We start from the raw sequence: 14625 nt of genomic DNA, 5'->3' as shown, positions 1-14625 counted from the left end.
AAATTTTAAAATTGAAAAATTTATTTATTATGAAATACTTCCTACACATGCTGCTGCTGGGCGGACTCCTGGCAGGATGCGGGCAACAGACAGCCACCAAAGAATCATCTGCCGGTAACAAGGTTGCGGTTATTTTTGACACCGATATCGGGCCCGATTATGATGATGTAGGCGCTATTGCGCTGCTCCACGCTTTCGCTGATTCCGGGCAGGCGCGTATACTCGCTACCGTAGCCAGCAACAAGTATGAAGGCATTGCCGGCGTACTGGATGTGTTTAATACTTACTTCAACCGGCCGGATATCCCTATCGGCGTGCCGAAAGGTCCGGGTATCGATATGCGCGATAACCAGCACTGGAGCGATTCGCTGCTGGCTAACTATCCGCACCGTATCAAAACCAATGCGGAAGCGGAAGATGCGGTGACTTTATACCGGAAGTTACTCGCGGCTGAACCGGATACCAGCGTGACGATCGTCACTGTTGGATTCCTCACCAATATGGCTAACCTGCTGGCTTCGCAGGCAGATAGCCTGTCACCGCTCAATGGCCGCGATCTTGTTAAACAAAAAGTGAAACTGCTGGTGAGCATGGCGGGCAAATTCCCGGCTGGCCGGGAGTTTAATGTGTTCATCGATTCTACTGCTTCCGTAGCGGCGTTAAACAACTGGCCCACTAAGGTGATCTATTCCGGTTTTGAAATTGGTCTGAATGTAAAAACCGGTCTGCCAATTATCCACAATGAAAACATTCAGCATAGCCCGGTGAAAGATGCTTTCCGCATCGCTATTCCAAAATCACCGGAAGATTCCGCCGGCAGAATGAGTTGGGATGAAACCGCGGTGCTGGTGGCTGTTCATGGCTATGGACCTTATTATACGCTGCAATCCGGGAAAATCAACGTAGCGGCGGATGGCAGCAATACCTGGGATAGCACCGCGACCGGGCAGTATTACCTGGTGGAAAAAGCACCGCCGAAGGAAGTGGAGGCAATCATCAACCGGATGATGGCCCATCAGCCCATGCGTTAGTTCATTACCAAACACCGTAACCTATGTATATCGTACCTGATTATAGCACGGCAGTGCTCCTGTGCATCGTTACCATGTTGTGCTGGGGCTCCTGGGCCAACACACAGAAACTGGCCGGTAAAACCTGGCGCTTTGAATTGTTTTACTGGGACTATGTGACCGGTATCCTGTTGTTTTCGCTGCTGTCGGCTTTTACGCTGGGCAGCCATGGTACTGCCGGCCGCAACTTCCTGGAGGATCTGTCGCAGGCCACCGGAGGCAACATCGCCAGTGCGCTGCTGGGCGGTGTGATCTTTAATGCCGCCAATATCCTGCTGACGGCGGCTATCGCTATTGCAGGCATGGCGGTAGCCTTTCCGGTGGGTATAGGACTGGCACTGGTACTGGGTGTACTGATTAACTATATCGGTGCCGCCAGTGGTAATGCTGCGCTGCTCTTTGTGGGGGTGGCATTGGTCACCGTCGCTATTATCCTCAACGCACAGGCATATCGTAAAATGTCCGGTAACAACGGCGGTATTTCTTCCAAAGGTATCTGGCTGTCTATTGCGGCCGGTGTGTTGATGTCTTTCTTTTACCGCTTCATTGCTGCGGCGATGGACCTCAACGATTTTGTACATCCTGCTGCCGGAAAGATGACACCTTACAGCGCCGTGTTTGTATTTTCTGCCGGTATTTTCGTGAGCAATTTTATCTTCAATACGCTGCTGATGAAAAAGCCATTCGCCGGTCCGCCGGTGAGCTATGCGGATTATTTTAAAGGTAAGCCCGCTACCCACCTCGTGGGTATTCTCGGCGGCATGATCTGGGGATTAGGTAACTCCCTGAGTTTAATCGCTGCGGGTAAAGCCGGAGCGGCGGTGTCTTATGGCCTGGGGCAAGGCGCTACATTAGTAGCGGCCTTATGGGGTGTATTTATCTGGAAGGAGTTCAGGCATGCGCCTAAAGGCACCAACGGATTGATAGCCGGAATGTTTTTGTTGTTCGCGCTGGGACTGGGAACGATTATCTATTCCGGAAAATAACAAGAGGCTGTCTTAAACAGACAGCCTCGTTGTAAAACGTGCATCATTACATCCCGAAGAATCGGGACGACGTTTTTATTCAGGTATTTATAACGCTGGCCGGCTGGCGTAGTCCTGCCACAGGTTATCCAATGTTTTGCCTGTCAGGGTTTGCCAGATGCCGGCAGAATAGGTTTTATTCCGCATGTTTTCATCCAGTATCTTCACCAGTTGATCGTTGGCATTTTTTTCCAGCCATAGCAAAAAACGGGCGGTGATGCGGTAGGCGTTGTCATACCGCTGTGAAGGATTAAAATCCGGAAGGGACCAGCCTGCACCGGCATTATCCACCCCATAACGGTAACGTACATAGTCTGCGATGCCTTCGGTCAGCCAACCCGGACCGGCATCTCCCGGGTACGCCTGTACGATATGCATCACTTCATGGGTTACTACGTCTATATCACCGGGATGTTGCCGGAACCATTCGGGATTATACACTACCCGTCCGCCGCTGGTGGCGGCTACGCCGTTATACGACGGGTCAACGACAAAGGTGACTTTCTTCAGCGTATGGGTATTATAGGCATTGGCTAATACCGGATATACCGTGAAAAAAGTGTTGATCATTCTTTCCTTTACCTGTTTATCAAAAGTGGGCGATTGATTGATGAACACCAGCGTATAGTCGCCACGCGTGATAGAGTCGGTGGTAACTGCCATCGGCGAGGGCGCTGTGATATCTGTGCTGTTGCTATGGGCGCAGGCCTGGAAGCACAAGCCTGTGCAGAGCAATAATAACCGGATCGTTTTCATATTACCAGCCCTCATTTTGTTTTAGCTGTGTGTTACGGAGAATTTCGTCTGTAGTGACAGGGATTACGTACATCGCACTGCGCCACAAACGGTCTTCCACTTTGAATTTTTCGTAGCGATAACCGCCCGGTGCGCTGGGATCGGCGATCGGGCGCATACCCCAGATGGTTTTTTCCGTGTTCTCCGCAATTTTCCAGCGCCGCACATCCCAGAAGCGGTGGTTCTCAAAACTCAGCTCTATTCTTCGTTCGTTCTGGATACGGAGACGCATATCGGCCTGGCTCAGTCCTGCGGGTAACGGAGGCTGACCGGCACGGGCACGTATCAGGTTGATATACTTCGCAATGTCTGCATTACCGGGATCGTATTCGTTGAGCGCTTCTGCATAGCTGAGATAAAACTCCGCCAGCCGGAAAAAGATACCGTGTACAATACGTCCCTGTCCCTGATCGAGCGTGATGCTTTCATCCACCAGTTTACGGCAGCCATAACCGGTACGGGTATGGTCTGTCTGTGTATTTTGTTCGTCTTTCCCGCCTTCGAAGGTTTCTATTTTCCGGCCTTTCCAGGGGGCGCCGTTGTAGTTGATGTCGGTATAGAACCGGGCATCACGGCCTTTGTAGGGCTGTGCCGGGTCATAACCGGAAGCAGGATCGGAGATCGGTAATCCGTTTGCCATTTCATAATCATCTACGATGTTTTGGGAAGGAGAGCAACCTGACCAGCCGTTGCTGCCTTTAGGGAACAGATAGCGGTCATAGCTCTGGTCCGTTTCTTTCATCCGTACCCAGATCACTTCGGGGCTAAGCAGGGTGTTGCTGGTGAACATGGTGAGCCTGTCTGCCAGCGTATTTTCGAGCCGGTAGGCAGTGCCACCCTGTGCTGATGGCAGGTCTATCACTGCTTTGGCGGCAGCGGCGGCCTTACGCCATTTCTCCGGATCGGACGCGGTTTTGTTGGAACTGATGTCGGCCAGAAAACCGTTTTTGCCGGCGATAGCCCACAGCGGACTGGCGCTATAGAGCAGCATACGGGCTTTGAGCGCGAGACAGGTACCTTTGGTAACGCGGCCTATCTGGGTAGAGGGATAGTTGACGGGTAATCGTTTCATCGCCTCGTCACAATCCGCCAGGATCTGGTTCACACAGGCATCATAAGCGCTGCGGGGTTGGTTAAGGGCTACCTGGTCCGTCTGGTCAATGGTTTTGGTGACGATGATCACACCACCGAACTGGCGCACCAATTCTGCCAGGTAATAGGCACGGAGGAAATACACTTCACCGATGCGGTTTTGCAGGGCGCCGGGATTGTTGGCATCGTCGGGCGTTTTGTATTTGGCGACACCTTCCAGTATGGCGTTCGCCTGGCGGATCGCCACGTAGTTATCGCGCCACGTATTACCGATCGGATTGTTATTGCCGGACCAGGAGCCGTTGTTGAAACTCATGGAAGCCATCCAGTTGGACGCGTCTTTGGCTTCGTCGGTGCCGGACGACATAGAGTAGCCGCCCAGGTAGGTATACTGCCCGCGCAGCCTGGAATAAAGATTGTTAACCACCTGGTCGGTCATCGCAAAGCTGTTGAAGATATCGGGGTCCTGTTGCTGGGTGGTGGCAGCCCTGTCCAGGAATCCTTTTTTGCAGGCGCCCAAAGTAAGGCCCAGCATGCAAAGGAGAATAATTTTTTTATAGAAAGATGAATGTTGCATAACGATCATTTTTAGAATCTTACATCGATACCGAAATTCCAGATGCGCTGAATAGGGTACATGGCGCCGTTGCCATCGCCTATTTCAGGGTCTACCTGGTAGTCTTTCAATTTATCCCAGGTGAAGAGGTTCATACCGTTGGCGTATAAACGAACGTAGGAGAGGCCTACCTTTTTAATCCAGTTTTTGGGCAGCTGATAGCCTATTTCTGCGTTTTTGAGGCGCAGGTAACTGGCGTCCTTTACCCAGAAAGAAGAGCCGCGGTGGTTGTTGCCGTTGGTATTACTGTGCAGCCGGGGATAAGTGGCAGTGGCGGCTGTTTCCGGTGTCCAGCGCCCCAGGTGGAAAGGTTTTACCTTACCGCCCTGGAAGAATTCATACACCGCTTCATTGTTGAGCATTACATCTGTATGTGCGGCGCCCTGGAACAGCAGCGATATATCAAAACCTCTGTAGGCGGCGCCCATGGTAGCGCCAAACATAATCTCCGGCGTACGGGCGTAACCGATAGCTGTTTCATCAAAATCAGATTGAACGAAATCATATTCCTTACCGGTGAGTTTTTTGTATTTCATATCACCGGGACCATAAGCGGAGAAGTTCTGAAAGGGGCTGTTGTCGATGTCTGCCTGGTCTTTAAAGAATCCTTCATACACGAGGCCGAATTTGGTACCGATAGGGTGACCGGTCCGTTTCATCCAGGAATAGGCCCTGGCTACTTCGTCCTGGTATACGATGTTGTTGCGGGCGAAAGTGACATTGGGTTTAATAAAATAATGCACCCGGCCGATGGTGTTTTCGTGGCTCAGTTCCAGCTCAAATCCTTTGTTATCCACAATGCCGATATTCTGTGCTTTAATATCCTGGCCAAATACATCGGAGAGGGTACTACGGCGGATGAGGATCTTGCTTCTGCGTTGGGTAAATACATCGAGGGTGAAGCCGAAAAGGTTTTTCCACAGGCGGGCTTCAATGGCTACGTTAGCCTGGCGGCCACGTTCCCAGGTAACGCCGGGGTTCCCGATGGCGCCTTGTTTCCAGCCGTTAGCCTGACTGCTGTTGGTACCGAAGAAATAGGGATCGCCGCCACCCCAGGAGGTGAACCAGAGGAAACGATCGCTGCCCGCCTGGTCGTTGCCCACTTCACCATAAGAGCCGCGTACTTTCAGGAAGCTGATAGCGGAGATATTGTCTTTGATGAAACTTTCTTCAGACAGTACCCATCCGGCGGAAATGGAGGGAAAGAAACCGTAGCGGCTTTCCTTGGGGAAGTTTTCCGAGCCCTGGTAGGAGGCGCTGAATTCCAGCAGGTATTTCTGCAGATAGTTGTAGGTACCCCGGAAGAGCAGCGACTGGTAGGCTTTGGGAATAGTCGAACCGCTTTCATTGAGACGGCGGTTCCAAAGTACCATGGCAGTGGCTTCATGGCGGCCGAACTGCCGGTTCCAGTTGGCGGCTGCTTCCAGGTAGGTGCTGCGGTTAGCGCCGCCGCCGTTGAAGCTGCCGTTAGGATCTATCCGCGTATCCTGACCGGATTGTTTATAGCTGGTAATGTTGCCCTGTGCATCATACAATGGTTCAAATACAGCATAGCTGCGGGTGTAGGAAGCAGAGGGTGAGTTGGTGTTGTCGTAGGAGAAAGACACCCTGGCGCTCAGATTTTTCGTGAGTACGTCCAGTTTACGGGTGAGGGCGAAAGTACCCTGTACCGTATTGTTATACCAGCGGCGGTACCCTTTCTGGGACAGTTCCCCGAGTATATTGGACTTAAAGGTACCATTCCCCCAGAGCGATCCGTCGGGGTTTACGATGGGATAAATGGGCGCCATACGGTTAGCCAGGTTCATGATATCGCTGGCGGAGTTGTTACCGTCGCGGCGGTCGGTCATGATACCGGCAATGTCTACGCGGGCGGCCAGGTCGGGCGTGATGTCCACGTCAACGTTGGCGCGCAGGTTATACCGTTTCATGTTGTTGTTGCCGGTATAGCCGTCGTTGTTTTCTTTTGTATGGGCATAGAGGCCATCTTGTACATTGTAGCCGGCAGAAATGAAATAGCGGGCTATGTTGTTACCACCGCTCACGTTGAGGTTGCCCTGTGCCACGGTAGACGGCTTCATGATGAACTTGTAATAGTCCGTATTGGGCAGTTTCCCGCTTTTATAGCCATCCAGCTGTGCCTGGGTGAAGGCAGGCTGGGCGCCGTCGTTTTTATACGCTTCATTGAGCAGGGTAGCATAGTCGTAGGAGCCGAGGTATTTCGGCAGGCGGGTAGCCTCTGTGATACCGGTAGAAGCGCGGAAGTTGACAGATGGTGCGCCGGCTTTCCCTCTTTTGGTGGTGATGAGGATAGCCCCGTTGGCGCCGCGCATACCCAGTACGGCGGTAGCGGCGGCGTCTTTGAGGATGGTGAGTGTTTCGATATCGTTGGGGTCCACATAATCCATGGGCCTTTCGATACCGTCTACCATGATGATGGGGGAAGCGCCGTTGAGTGTGCCTACGCCGCGGATGTAGAGGTTACTGGCATCCACGCCGGGCTCACCGCTGCGCTGGGTGGTGATGAGGCCGGGAAGGCGTCCTGCCAGCGCATTGGTGAGGTTGGAAACCGGACTTTGCACCAGTTCCTTGGTACTGATAGAAGCGATAGCACCGGTAACGGTGGCTTTTTTCTGTTGACCGTAAGCCACTACCACTACGTCTTTCAGACCGAGGCTGGAGGGCATTAGGGTAACATCTGTCTGGTTGGAAGCGGAGATTTCCACTTCGCGGGTTTCATAGCCAATGAATGAGAAGACCAGCGTTTTCATGTTGGCAGGCACCTGTATGCTGTAAGTGCCGTCGCTTTGTGTTTGGGTACCTTTGTTGGTACCTTTTACCTGTACAGACACGCCCGGTAATACCACATTGGTTTTGTTTTCCATAACCGACCCGATAATGGTGCGTGTAGGACCGTTATTGGTTTGGGGCAGCGGACGTACCGTGGTATCCGGGGTATGACCGTTTTGTTCCGACGGGCGAAAGATGATGATGATATTGTCTGATTGCCGGAAGTGCAGGTAAGTGTCTGTCAACAGTAGTTCCAATGTTGCTTTTACACTGCGGGTAGCTTTCGGCAGACTCACATTTTTATACAGGTTCACCTGTTCCGGCGGATAGGCCAGGCGGAATCCGGACAAACTTTCCACTTTACCGAGCGCGCTTTTCAATGTTTCATTTTTAAGCGTCAGGGTAATTTGTTTGGTAGAGATGTCCTGCGCTCTGCCAGGGGAGGCAGAGAGTACAGCAGACAATAGCAAGATGCTCAGCAGGGCCAGGGTGATGGTTTTTACCAGGTGTCTGCCTTGACGGAGCATACGGGGCAATAGCGTGGCTATCAGCTGTGGAGACACAGCTAAAAACTTGTGCATAACGGGCATTCATTTAAAATTGTTAGGAAATAGGCAGCCGTTGGTGGCAGGGTGGCGCCACCAGGACTTACAGCTTTAGTTGCTGGTTAAAGTGTTTTTACGTTTTACAGGAGAATGTGTTGTTTGGTAATCATCATTGTGGTTTCATGCGATGTAGATTTTAGTGATGCGTAGAATCGGTAACGTGGCTGGGTGGCTGTGTTTTGCTAAATTGATTTAGCAAAAAAGGCACACTTCGTCCATCTAACTTTACAGTTAAAAATTTTGGTTTTGAGCAATGTGTTTTTATCGTCGTCTTAGCAGCCTTTGCCTTTTATGAGCACGTCGTGGCCGTTTTCTATTGTATATGTGGCATTTCTGACGGAACAGATGACATCGAGTACTGCTTCGAGTGACTCGGTACCTGCGAAAGATACCCGGATAGGGCATTGTTTTAAGGCGTCATCACTAAACCGGATATTCACTTCATAACGTTTACTGAGTGTGTTGGCGATGGTTTCAAAAGTGGCGTTTTCAAAAACCATGTCGTTGGTAGTCCAGCTGGTCCGGGCCAGCGCATTAACAGATTCCTGTCTGGCGGCCGCGCTCCGGGTATCGTAAACGATTTGTTGATCAGGTGTTAATACCGCGAGCACTTTGGTACCATCTTCCACTTTTACTTTTCCGCGTGTAACCGAAACCGTTATTTCCGTTCTTTCAGGGTAAGCGCTGATATTAAAAGCGGTGCCCAGTACGGTGGTTTTCAGTTGACCGGTATTAATGATAAAGGGTTTCCCACTATCAGACCGGATATCGAAATAGGCTTCCCCCAGCAGCGTCACTTCCCTGGCCGGACCATTAAATTGTTCCGGGTATACCAGGCGGCTTCCCCGATGTAATACAACGGTACTGCCGTCGGGTAGCGTCAGGTAACGGTCAAAAGCTGTCTGACCACTGGCATACCGTCGTACTGTTCCCGGATGATCTGCGTAGTGCCTGTACCATTGGTAACCAGCGCCGGCCAGTAATAATATGCCTGCCCAAATGGCGGCATACCGCAACACCCTTTTCCAGGACGCTGGTTTTACCACCTTCAGGGGCGTCGCCAGTCGCGCTTTTAACGCTGTCAGCTGCTGTGCCGTCAGTTGTTGTGCGGCTTCGCTTTGCGGATCTATCGCTTCATCCGGCAGATGCTGCCCCAGATCTGCGTACCAGGCTTCCAGTGTTTTTAACTCCTCATCGCTGCAGGTGCCCTGACAATATTTCTGTAACAGTACATACAAGTTTTTTTCATCCATAAGCGATAATGATGCGACTGACTATATTAAATAACACCAATTTAATTCGTTACCGTTATCCCATCCTGAAAATTTTTTTCAAGAAAAGCCGGATGATAGTATCCGTAAAATAAAAGTGAATAATTGTTAGATTTGATGTAAAACGTATAGCCATCGAATTTCACGCGGAAAATACCGATACAGTACTGCTCCGATCCTGGCAAAACGGTGATGAGAAAGCCTTTGACCAGCTTTATGCCCGCCATTATATCCGGCTGGTAAACCTGGCCTGTAAAAAAACAGGGGATATGGAAGCGTCAAAGGAACTGGTACAGGATGTGTTCCTGTCACTTTACCGCCAACAGTCACGGTTACCCGAAAATACCGTCCTGGAAAACTACCTTTTTATTGCTACCCGCAACCGTATTTATAATTACCACCGGCAACAATTATTACAGCTGAGAAAAGAAGCCCTTCTCCGTGAAAACTATATGCCAGCGTCCGGTAATGGGCCGGATAAACTGGAACTAAAAGAACTGGAAACAAAATTGCGGCGCAAAATCCAGCAACTGCCGGATCAGTGCCGCACCGTTTTCCTGCTCAGCCGGGAAGAACAATTATCCAACAAGGAAGTAGCGGAGCGTTTACACATCTCCGTTAATACAGTAGAACAACACATGCGAAAAGCGCTGCGAATATTAAGAGCGTCTTTTAACGATGAATTGTCAATGATGCTGATCATAACTGTGATAGCCATGATGTAAGCCGGTTTCGCTGATTCGCGATGAAAAAGTGTTTTGTTTTTACTTTTTGAGAGAGATAATAGAGAGATGATGGCAGAACTGATCGTTGCTTTGTTTAACCCTGTTTCCGGCACTAATCGTTTGCTTCGGTAGCGGTATCGGGAGCGTCATTTTTCTTGCTGCGGGCATTTTTTCCAGGCTTGGGTTGCTTCGGGAGGCCCAGCTTCAATTCATTCAGGGCAAGGCTTACTACCTCTTCCGGCGTTACATGGAGTACCGGCGCCAATTTGATGCATTCTGCTATTTTCATTAAGTCGGGTCGGGTCAACTTTTTAGTAAGCGTGGATTTATTGAAGCCCGCATCCATCCATAATTCTTTATGATCTACATATTTCAGTAGTTCGGTGAAGTTTTCAATTCCGGGCACCTCGCGCTTTTCAGCCTCAGTCCGGGCACTTAGCCCTATCCTGATCATCCTGGAAAGATTTTTTCTTCTTGATTCATCAATTAACATGGATATACTCAGTTTCTCTTAGACTTGTTTCCCTAAGTAACTGAGATATATTCTTTATCGCCCTGATTGTTTACGAAATTGGTATATAAGTTTATGAAATTGGTTTTTTTGTTTGTAAAATTGTATATTGCGTTTACGTTTTTGACTTTTATTCACCAAAACATCAACCTGGATGGGTAAAACCGTATATCTGGAAGGGCGCTTATGGCTTAAGAGGATTTTTTATGCATCTGATTAAGCGCCAATGTCATAATAACCTGTGGCGTCAATCCGAATGCTTTGCCTATTAAAATGCATTCCTCGATTTTTAACAAACCGGGATTCATCAGTTTTTTGTACAGTGTAGACTTGTGTATACCGACCGCCGTTCCGACGGTGGTCATCGGAATAATATCATAGATACCCCTGAGGTCTTTAATTTGACCTCCTTCTATCAGTGTGCGTACCGCATCAAACCTTGGGTCTTTCCCTTTTGCCATTTCTGATGATTTCTGATTGGAAATTACAGATCAAGGGGTTAATCTGCTGTTTGTTGTTCTTAAAATGACCATGATGGATACGAAATAGAATTTATTATTTCTAAAAATGACTATTTTCTTCTCAGTATGAGATAAGGTATACCAATAATCAGTCCACTGCAGTATGATATCCGCCAATCATCACCGCTATGGAAGATCCTTTTTATGATGATGAGGATGGGGCCTTCACATGGTTCATCATCGTGTTTATTTTATTTTTTGTTATGCTCTGTGCTTTTGTGCTGATAGGCGCAAAACACGGTACTAAGGGTTGATTGCCGCTGAGGTGTTGTTTCTACAGTTTGCCTCACCCTCTCAACAACACAAATACATAATCCATGAAGCAGGGCAGTGGTATCTACCACTGCTATTTTTTTAACAAGCCAGGTTATATATTTGTCGGGTTCAACACCTACTGATCATGCAGCAAAGCTACGAATATGAGACCTTGACACGTAAAACAGACTGGTTCGTGGTTCCCGGATTGTTTATTACACTGCTGCTGGCAAATGCTGTGCTGGGCATCCGTTTGCGGGAAGGCCAATGGGATAATCCGTTTAACCTGGTAGGATCTCAACTGGTGATCCAGGGCTGGTGTTTCCTGGTATGGCTCATAGCTGCCTATGCCGCACAAACAGATTATATTCCCCGCTGGTTAAAACTGTTCGGTACCTTATGCCTGTCTGTACTTACCTCCATCGCCTTTTATTATCTCTCTCCCTTTGAAGATTTCCCGTTGGATGTCATCCGGCACATGCCATGGACCAGGATGGTGATCCGGCTCACCTATCGTGGTATATTGGTCGGCGCCCTCATATACCCCGTTGTATATTACCTGGCTGCTGCCCGCAGGCTGGCCCTGGAAAAACTGAAAGTGGAACGGCAGGAACGGGCGTTGCTGCAGATCAGAACCACACAACTGGAAGCTATCATCGCGGAACGTACCGCAACACTGGAAAAAACCATCGCTGAACTGGAACAGGCACAACGGCAACTGGCGGCGGGTAAGGACTTGCAGTAGACTATACGTTAACGTATATCCGTCTCCGTATGTTGACCGGACTATAAATGAAGGCCCTGTTTTCTCCCTGTAATGCCTGCCCACAACAACCCGCCGGCAACAAGCCCTATCAGCACCCAGGAAGATACGGCAGCGATCTTTCTGCCTACGATAAAGGTTTTCGGCCTGAATTCAAATACGATATCATGTTTGCCGGCAGGTATCTTCAATCCTCTTAATGCGTAATTCACCCGGATAATATCCGTTTCCTGATGATCGATATATGCCCGCCAGCCGGCAGGGTAGTAGATGTCGGAAAAAACAGCGAAACCATCCCCGGTATTTTGACTGGTGAAATGCAAATCGTTGAGACCGTACTTCGTCAGGGTGATGCCGGCACTGCTATCTTTCGCCGGTGTAAAAGCGCCAATGGCGGACTGAAAACGACGATCAATGATAACGGTATCTGCCGGATTAAAATGGTCCATAGCGCTCATTTCGGCGTTGGCATTGACGGCCCAGTGAATACCTTTCACAAACCAGGCATTGCCCAGTGCCTGCGGATTAAGCTGCGCTACCGGTTGACCCGTAGCGGGATCAGGGGAGATGATATACCGCGTATTCAACATATCCAGTACATCCCGGTTGTTTTTGGAAATCTGGTGCTCTATCAGGTCCTGGTAAATCCAAAGTTTAGCGGGGCTCTGCCCACCAATAGATTTATGCAGGTAAGAAGTATTGGCGTCAAGAAACGGATTGGTGGTAGCGTTCAACACCCGGAAATAGGGCGTTTTGTCCTGCAATATCTGCTCATCGGCGGCAGTAGGCGCCATATAGGATGCCAGCTGATCGGGTTGCCAGAAACTTTCTTCATTCATATAATGTCTATCCACCTGGATTAAATCAAACGACACGACGGCCACCAGTACCAGCAATACCGGCAGGGCTTTCAGCTTGTCTTTGAGATAAGCCCACATAACGCCATAGGCTATACTAAGCAGTATCAGCGCCCGGAAACCATCGCGGAGCAATAAGCTGCTGCGGTCTTTCTTCAGCGCTGCCATCAGGGTATTGGCGGCATCCTTGCTGCCCATCATTTGTGTATACTGCTGGAGAATGCTGGCATCGTTTGGACCGCTGAAGGAAAATATAAACGATCCGAAAATGGCTATGCCAACTACCAGCCCACCGGTAATAACAGTCGCTTTTTGTAAACCCTGCATCAACTGCGCTTTGGACTGCTTTCCGCTCATCAGCTCCTGTAATGCCCAGCAGGCAAGTACTACAAAGGATACCTGCGGGATCGCCAGCGCCATGGTGGGCGCTCTGAATTTGTTGTATAAAGGAAGATGATAAAACAAGAAGTTATTGAAGGGCGCAAAGTTATAACCCCAGCTGAGCAGGATAGCAAAGCCTGCAACGGCTACCCACCACCATTTATGCGGACTTCGGATGATGAGCAGGGATAAAACGGTGAGCAGGCAGATAATCACTCCCACATATACCGGTCCGGCTGTCATAGGCTGTCCGGCCCAATACAAAGGCCACCGGCCACTGTTCACTGCCTGTTCGGCCTGTACAGCAGGCACGCCCAGGGATGTCAGCGCTTTGTAGGTATGGGATCGGGCAGATAGTTTTTCGGAAGTGGAATTACCCACCACACCGGGTAACAGCATGGTAAAGGTTTCACCTGGACCGTAACTCCACTGAAATGCGTAAGCAACATCCAATCCTGCTTTGTCCTGTTGGGTACGGGTCAGTTCCGATTCACTGCCCCGGATGGTGTAACGGGTATACTCTTTCAGTACCATCAGGTTATCCATATTGGGCAATATGGCCAGGACAGCCGCCACGGCCAATAGGGCAGAGGCTTTGAAAAATGAGGGCAATTGCTTCGCCCGAAGGGCTGTCACAAAACTGCTGATTGCCAATCCCATCACCATGATGAGCGTGTAATACGTAATCTGAAGGTGGTTGTTGTAAACCAGCAGACTGGTGGTGATAGCGGTTAAACAGGCGCCAGCTATCCACTTTCCGCGATAGGTGAGGATGATTCCTGCCAGTACGGGCGCCATATAAGCCATAGCCATTACTTTGGTAATGTGCCCCGTTTCCATACTCACAACACTGAAAGTAGCGAAACCATAAGCCACCGCGCCGAGTATTCGTATCCAGTAACGAAAATCGAGTATGCTTAACAGTAAGTACATGCCGAGCATATTGACAAACAACATATCGGCCGGATTAGGAAGCCACAGGGTGAACAGTTTGTTGAGATACCAGACAGCACTCACCGGTGGACCGGTAAAGATCACATACGTGGGCATACCGCCAAACATACTGTTGGTCCACATCGGTATTTCGCCGGTGGTATTGTAGTAGTTCAGTGCTTCCTGCTGCATGCCTTTGTGATGCATCATGTCTGACTGGAACAGGGCTTTGCCATCCAGCACGGGACTGCAAAATAGCAGGGCCAGTGCCGCGAAAATAGCTACAGCAGCAAGATGCCGCAAAAGGGTATTCATCTGGTGTTTGTTCATCGATGTGGTATTTTGAATACAGGCAGGTACCTGACGGGCTTCAAAATAATGAATTTGGCTGACCAGCGGAAATCCCTGTTTGCGG

Annotated in this window: 11 protein-coding genes; 4 read left to right on the top strand and 7 right to left on the bottom strand. The window is 49.7% G+C overall.

Features of this window, described 5'->3' with window-relative positions:
• Positions 1-29: 29 nt before the first annotated feature.
• Together ICL07_RS16900 and ICL07_RS16895 are read left to right on the top strand one after the other, a co-directional pair.
• Positions 30-1031 (top strand): nucleoside hydrolase, encoded by a 1002-nt coding sequence (locus ICL07_RS16900; protein WP_246485082.1) that lies wholly within the window; start codon positions 30-32, stop codon positions 1029-1031.
• A 23-nt stretch (positions 1032-1054) separates the two neighbouring features.
• Complete coding sequence (locus ICL07_RS16895; protein ID WP_188089201.1) at positions 1055-2056, top strand: GRP family sugar transporter; 1002 nt, start codon at positions 1055-1057, stop codon at positions 2054-2056.
• A gap of 87 nt (positions 2057-2143) precedes the next feature.
• Here the strand turns inward: ICL07_RS16895 and ICL07_RS16890 are convergent, their stop codons facing one another.
• The 4 genes from ICL07_RS16890 to ICL07_RS16875 all read right to left on the bottom strand — a co-directional run bounded on the left by ICL07_RS16890 (position 2144) and on the right by ICL07_RS16875 (position 9246).
• Positions 2144-2851 (bottom strand): basic secretory protein-like protein, encoded by a 708-nt coding sequence (locus ICL07_RS16890; RefSeq protein ID WP_188089200.1) that lies wholly within the window; start codon positions 2849-2851, stop codon positions 2144-2146.
• 1 nt (position 2852) lies between these two features.
• Positions 2853-4559, bottom strand: a complete 1707-nt coding sequence (locus ICL07_RS16885) for a RagB/SusD family nutrient uptake outer membrane protein (protein WP_188089199.1) — start codon at positions 4557-4559, stop codon at positions 2853-2855.
• 11 nt (positions 4560-4570) lie between these two features.
• Positions 4571-7969 carry a SusC/RagA family TonB-linked outer membrane protein gene (locus ICL07_RS16880; protein WP_188089198.1) on the bottom strand — a complete coding sequence of 1133 codons (3399 nt, stop codon included), beginning with the start codon at positions 7967-7969 and terminating at the stop codon, positions 4571-4573.
• 296 nt (positions 7970-8265) lie between these two features.
• A complete protein-coding gene (locus ICL07_RS16875; protein WP_188089197.1) occupies positions 8266-9246 on the bottom strand; it encodes a FecR family protein in 981 nt (326 codons plus the stop codon).
• A 119-nt stretch (positions 9247-9365) separates the two neighbouring features.
• On the opposite strand from ICL07_RS16875, the gene ICL07_RS16870 reads away from it, so the two are divergent.
• Complete coding sequence (locus ICL07_RS16870; protein ID WP_188089794.1) at positions 9366-9989, top strand: RNA polymerase sigma-70 factor; 624 nt, start codon at positions 9366-9368, stop codon at positions 9987-9989.
• Positions 9990-10101: 112 nt separating this feature from the next.
• On the opposite strand, the gene ICL07_RS16865 is transcribed toward ICL07_RS16870, so the two are convergent.
• Both ICL07_RS16865 and ICL07_RS16860 read right to left on the bottom strand, forming a co-directional pair.
• Positions 10102-10482: a hypothetical protein gene (locus ICL07_RS16865; RefSeq protein WP_188089196.1), complete on the bottom strand. Its 381-nt coding sequence runs from the start codon at positions 10480-10482 to the stop codon at positions 10102-10104.
• Positions 10483-10691: 209 nt separating this feature from the next.
• Positions 10692-10961: a hypothetical protein gene (locus ICL07_RS16860; RefSeq protein WP_188089195.1), complete on the bottom strand. Its 270-nt coding sequence runs from the start codon at positions 10959-10961 to the stop codon at positions 10692-10694.
• A gap of 460 nt (positions 10962-11421) precedes the next feature.
• Between ICL07_RS16860 and ICL07_RS16855 the strand changes: the two genes are divergently transcribed.
• Entirely contained in the window at positions 11422-12021 is a 600-nt protein-coding gene (locus ICL07_RS16855) for a hypothetical protein (RefSeq protein ID WP_188089194.1), read from the top strand.
• A gap of 41 nt (positions 12022-12062) precedes the next feature.
• On the opposite strand, the gene ICL07_RS16850 is transcribed toward ICL07_RS16855, so the two are convergent.
• Complete coding sequence (locus tag ICL07_RS16850; RefSeq protein ID WP_188089193.1) at positions 12063-14540, bottom strand: YfhO family protein; 2478 nt, start codon at positions 14538-14540, stop codon at positions 12063-12065.
• Between the last annotated feature and the right edge of the window lie 85 nt (positions 14541-14625).

It is taken from the genome of Chitinophaga qingshengii (assembly GCF_014529935.1).
GTDB classification, from domain to species: Bacteria; Bacteroidota; Bacteroidia; order Chitinophagales; family Chitinophagaceae; genus Chitinophaga; species Chitinophaga qingshengii.
The sequence above is the reverse complement of the archived record's forward strand: the minus strand, read 5'-3'. Positions and strand labels throughout refer to the sequence as shown.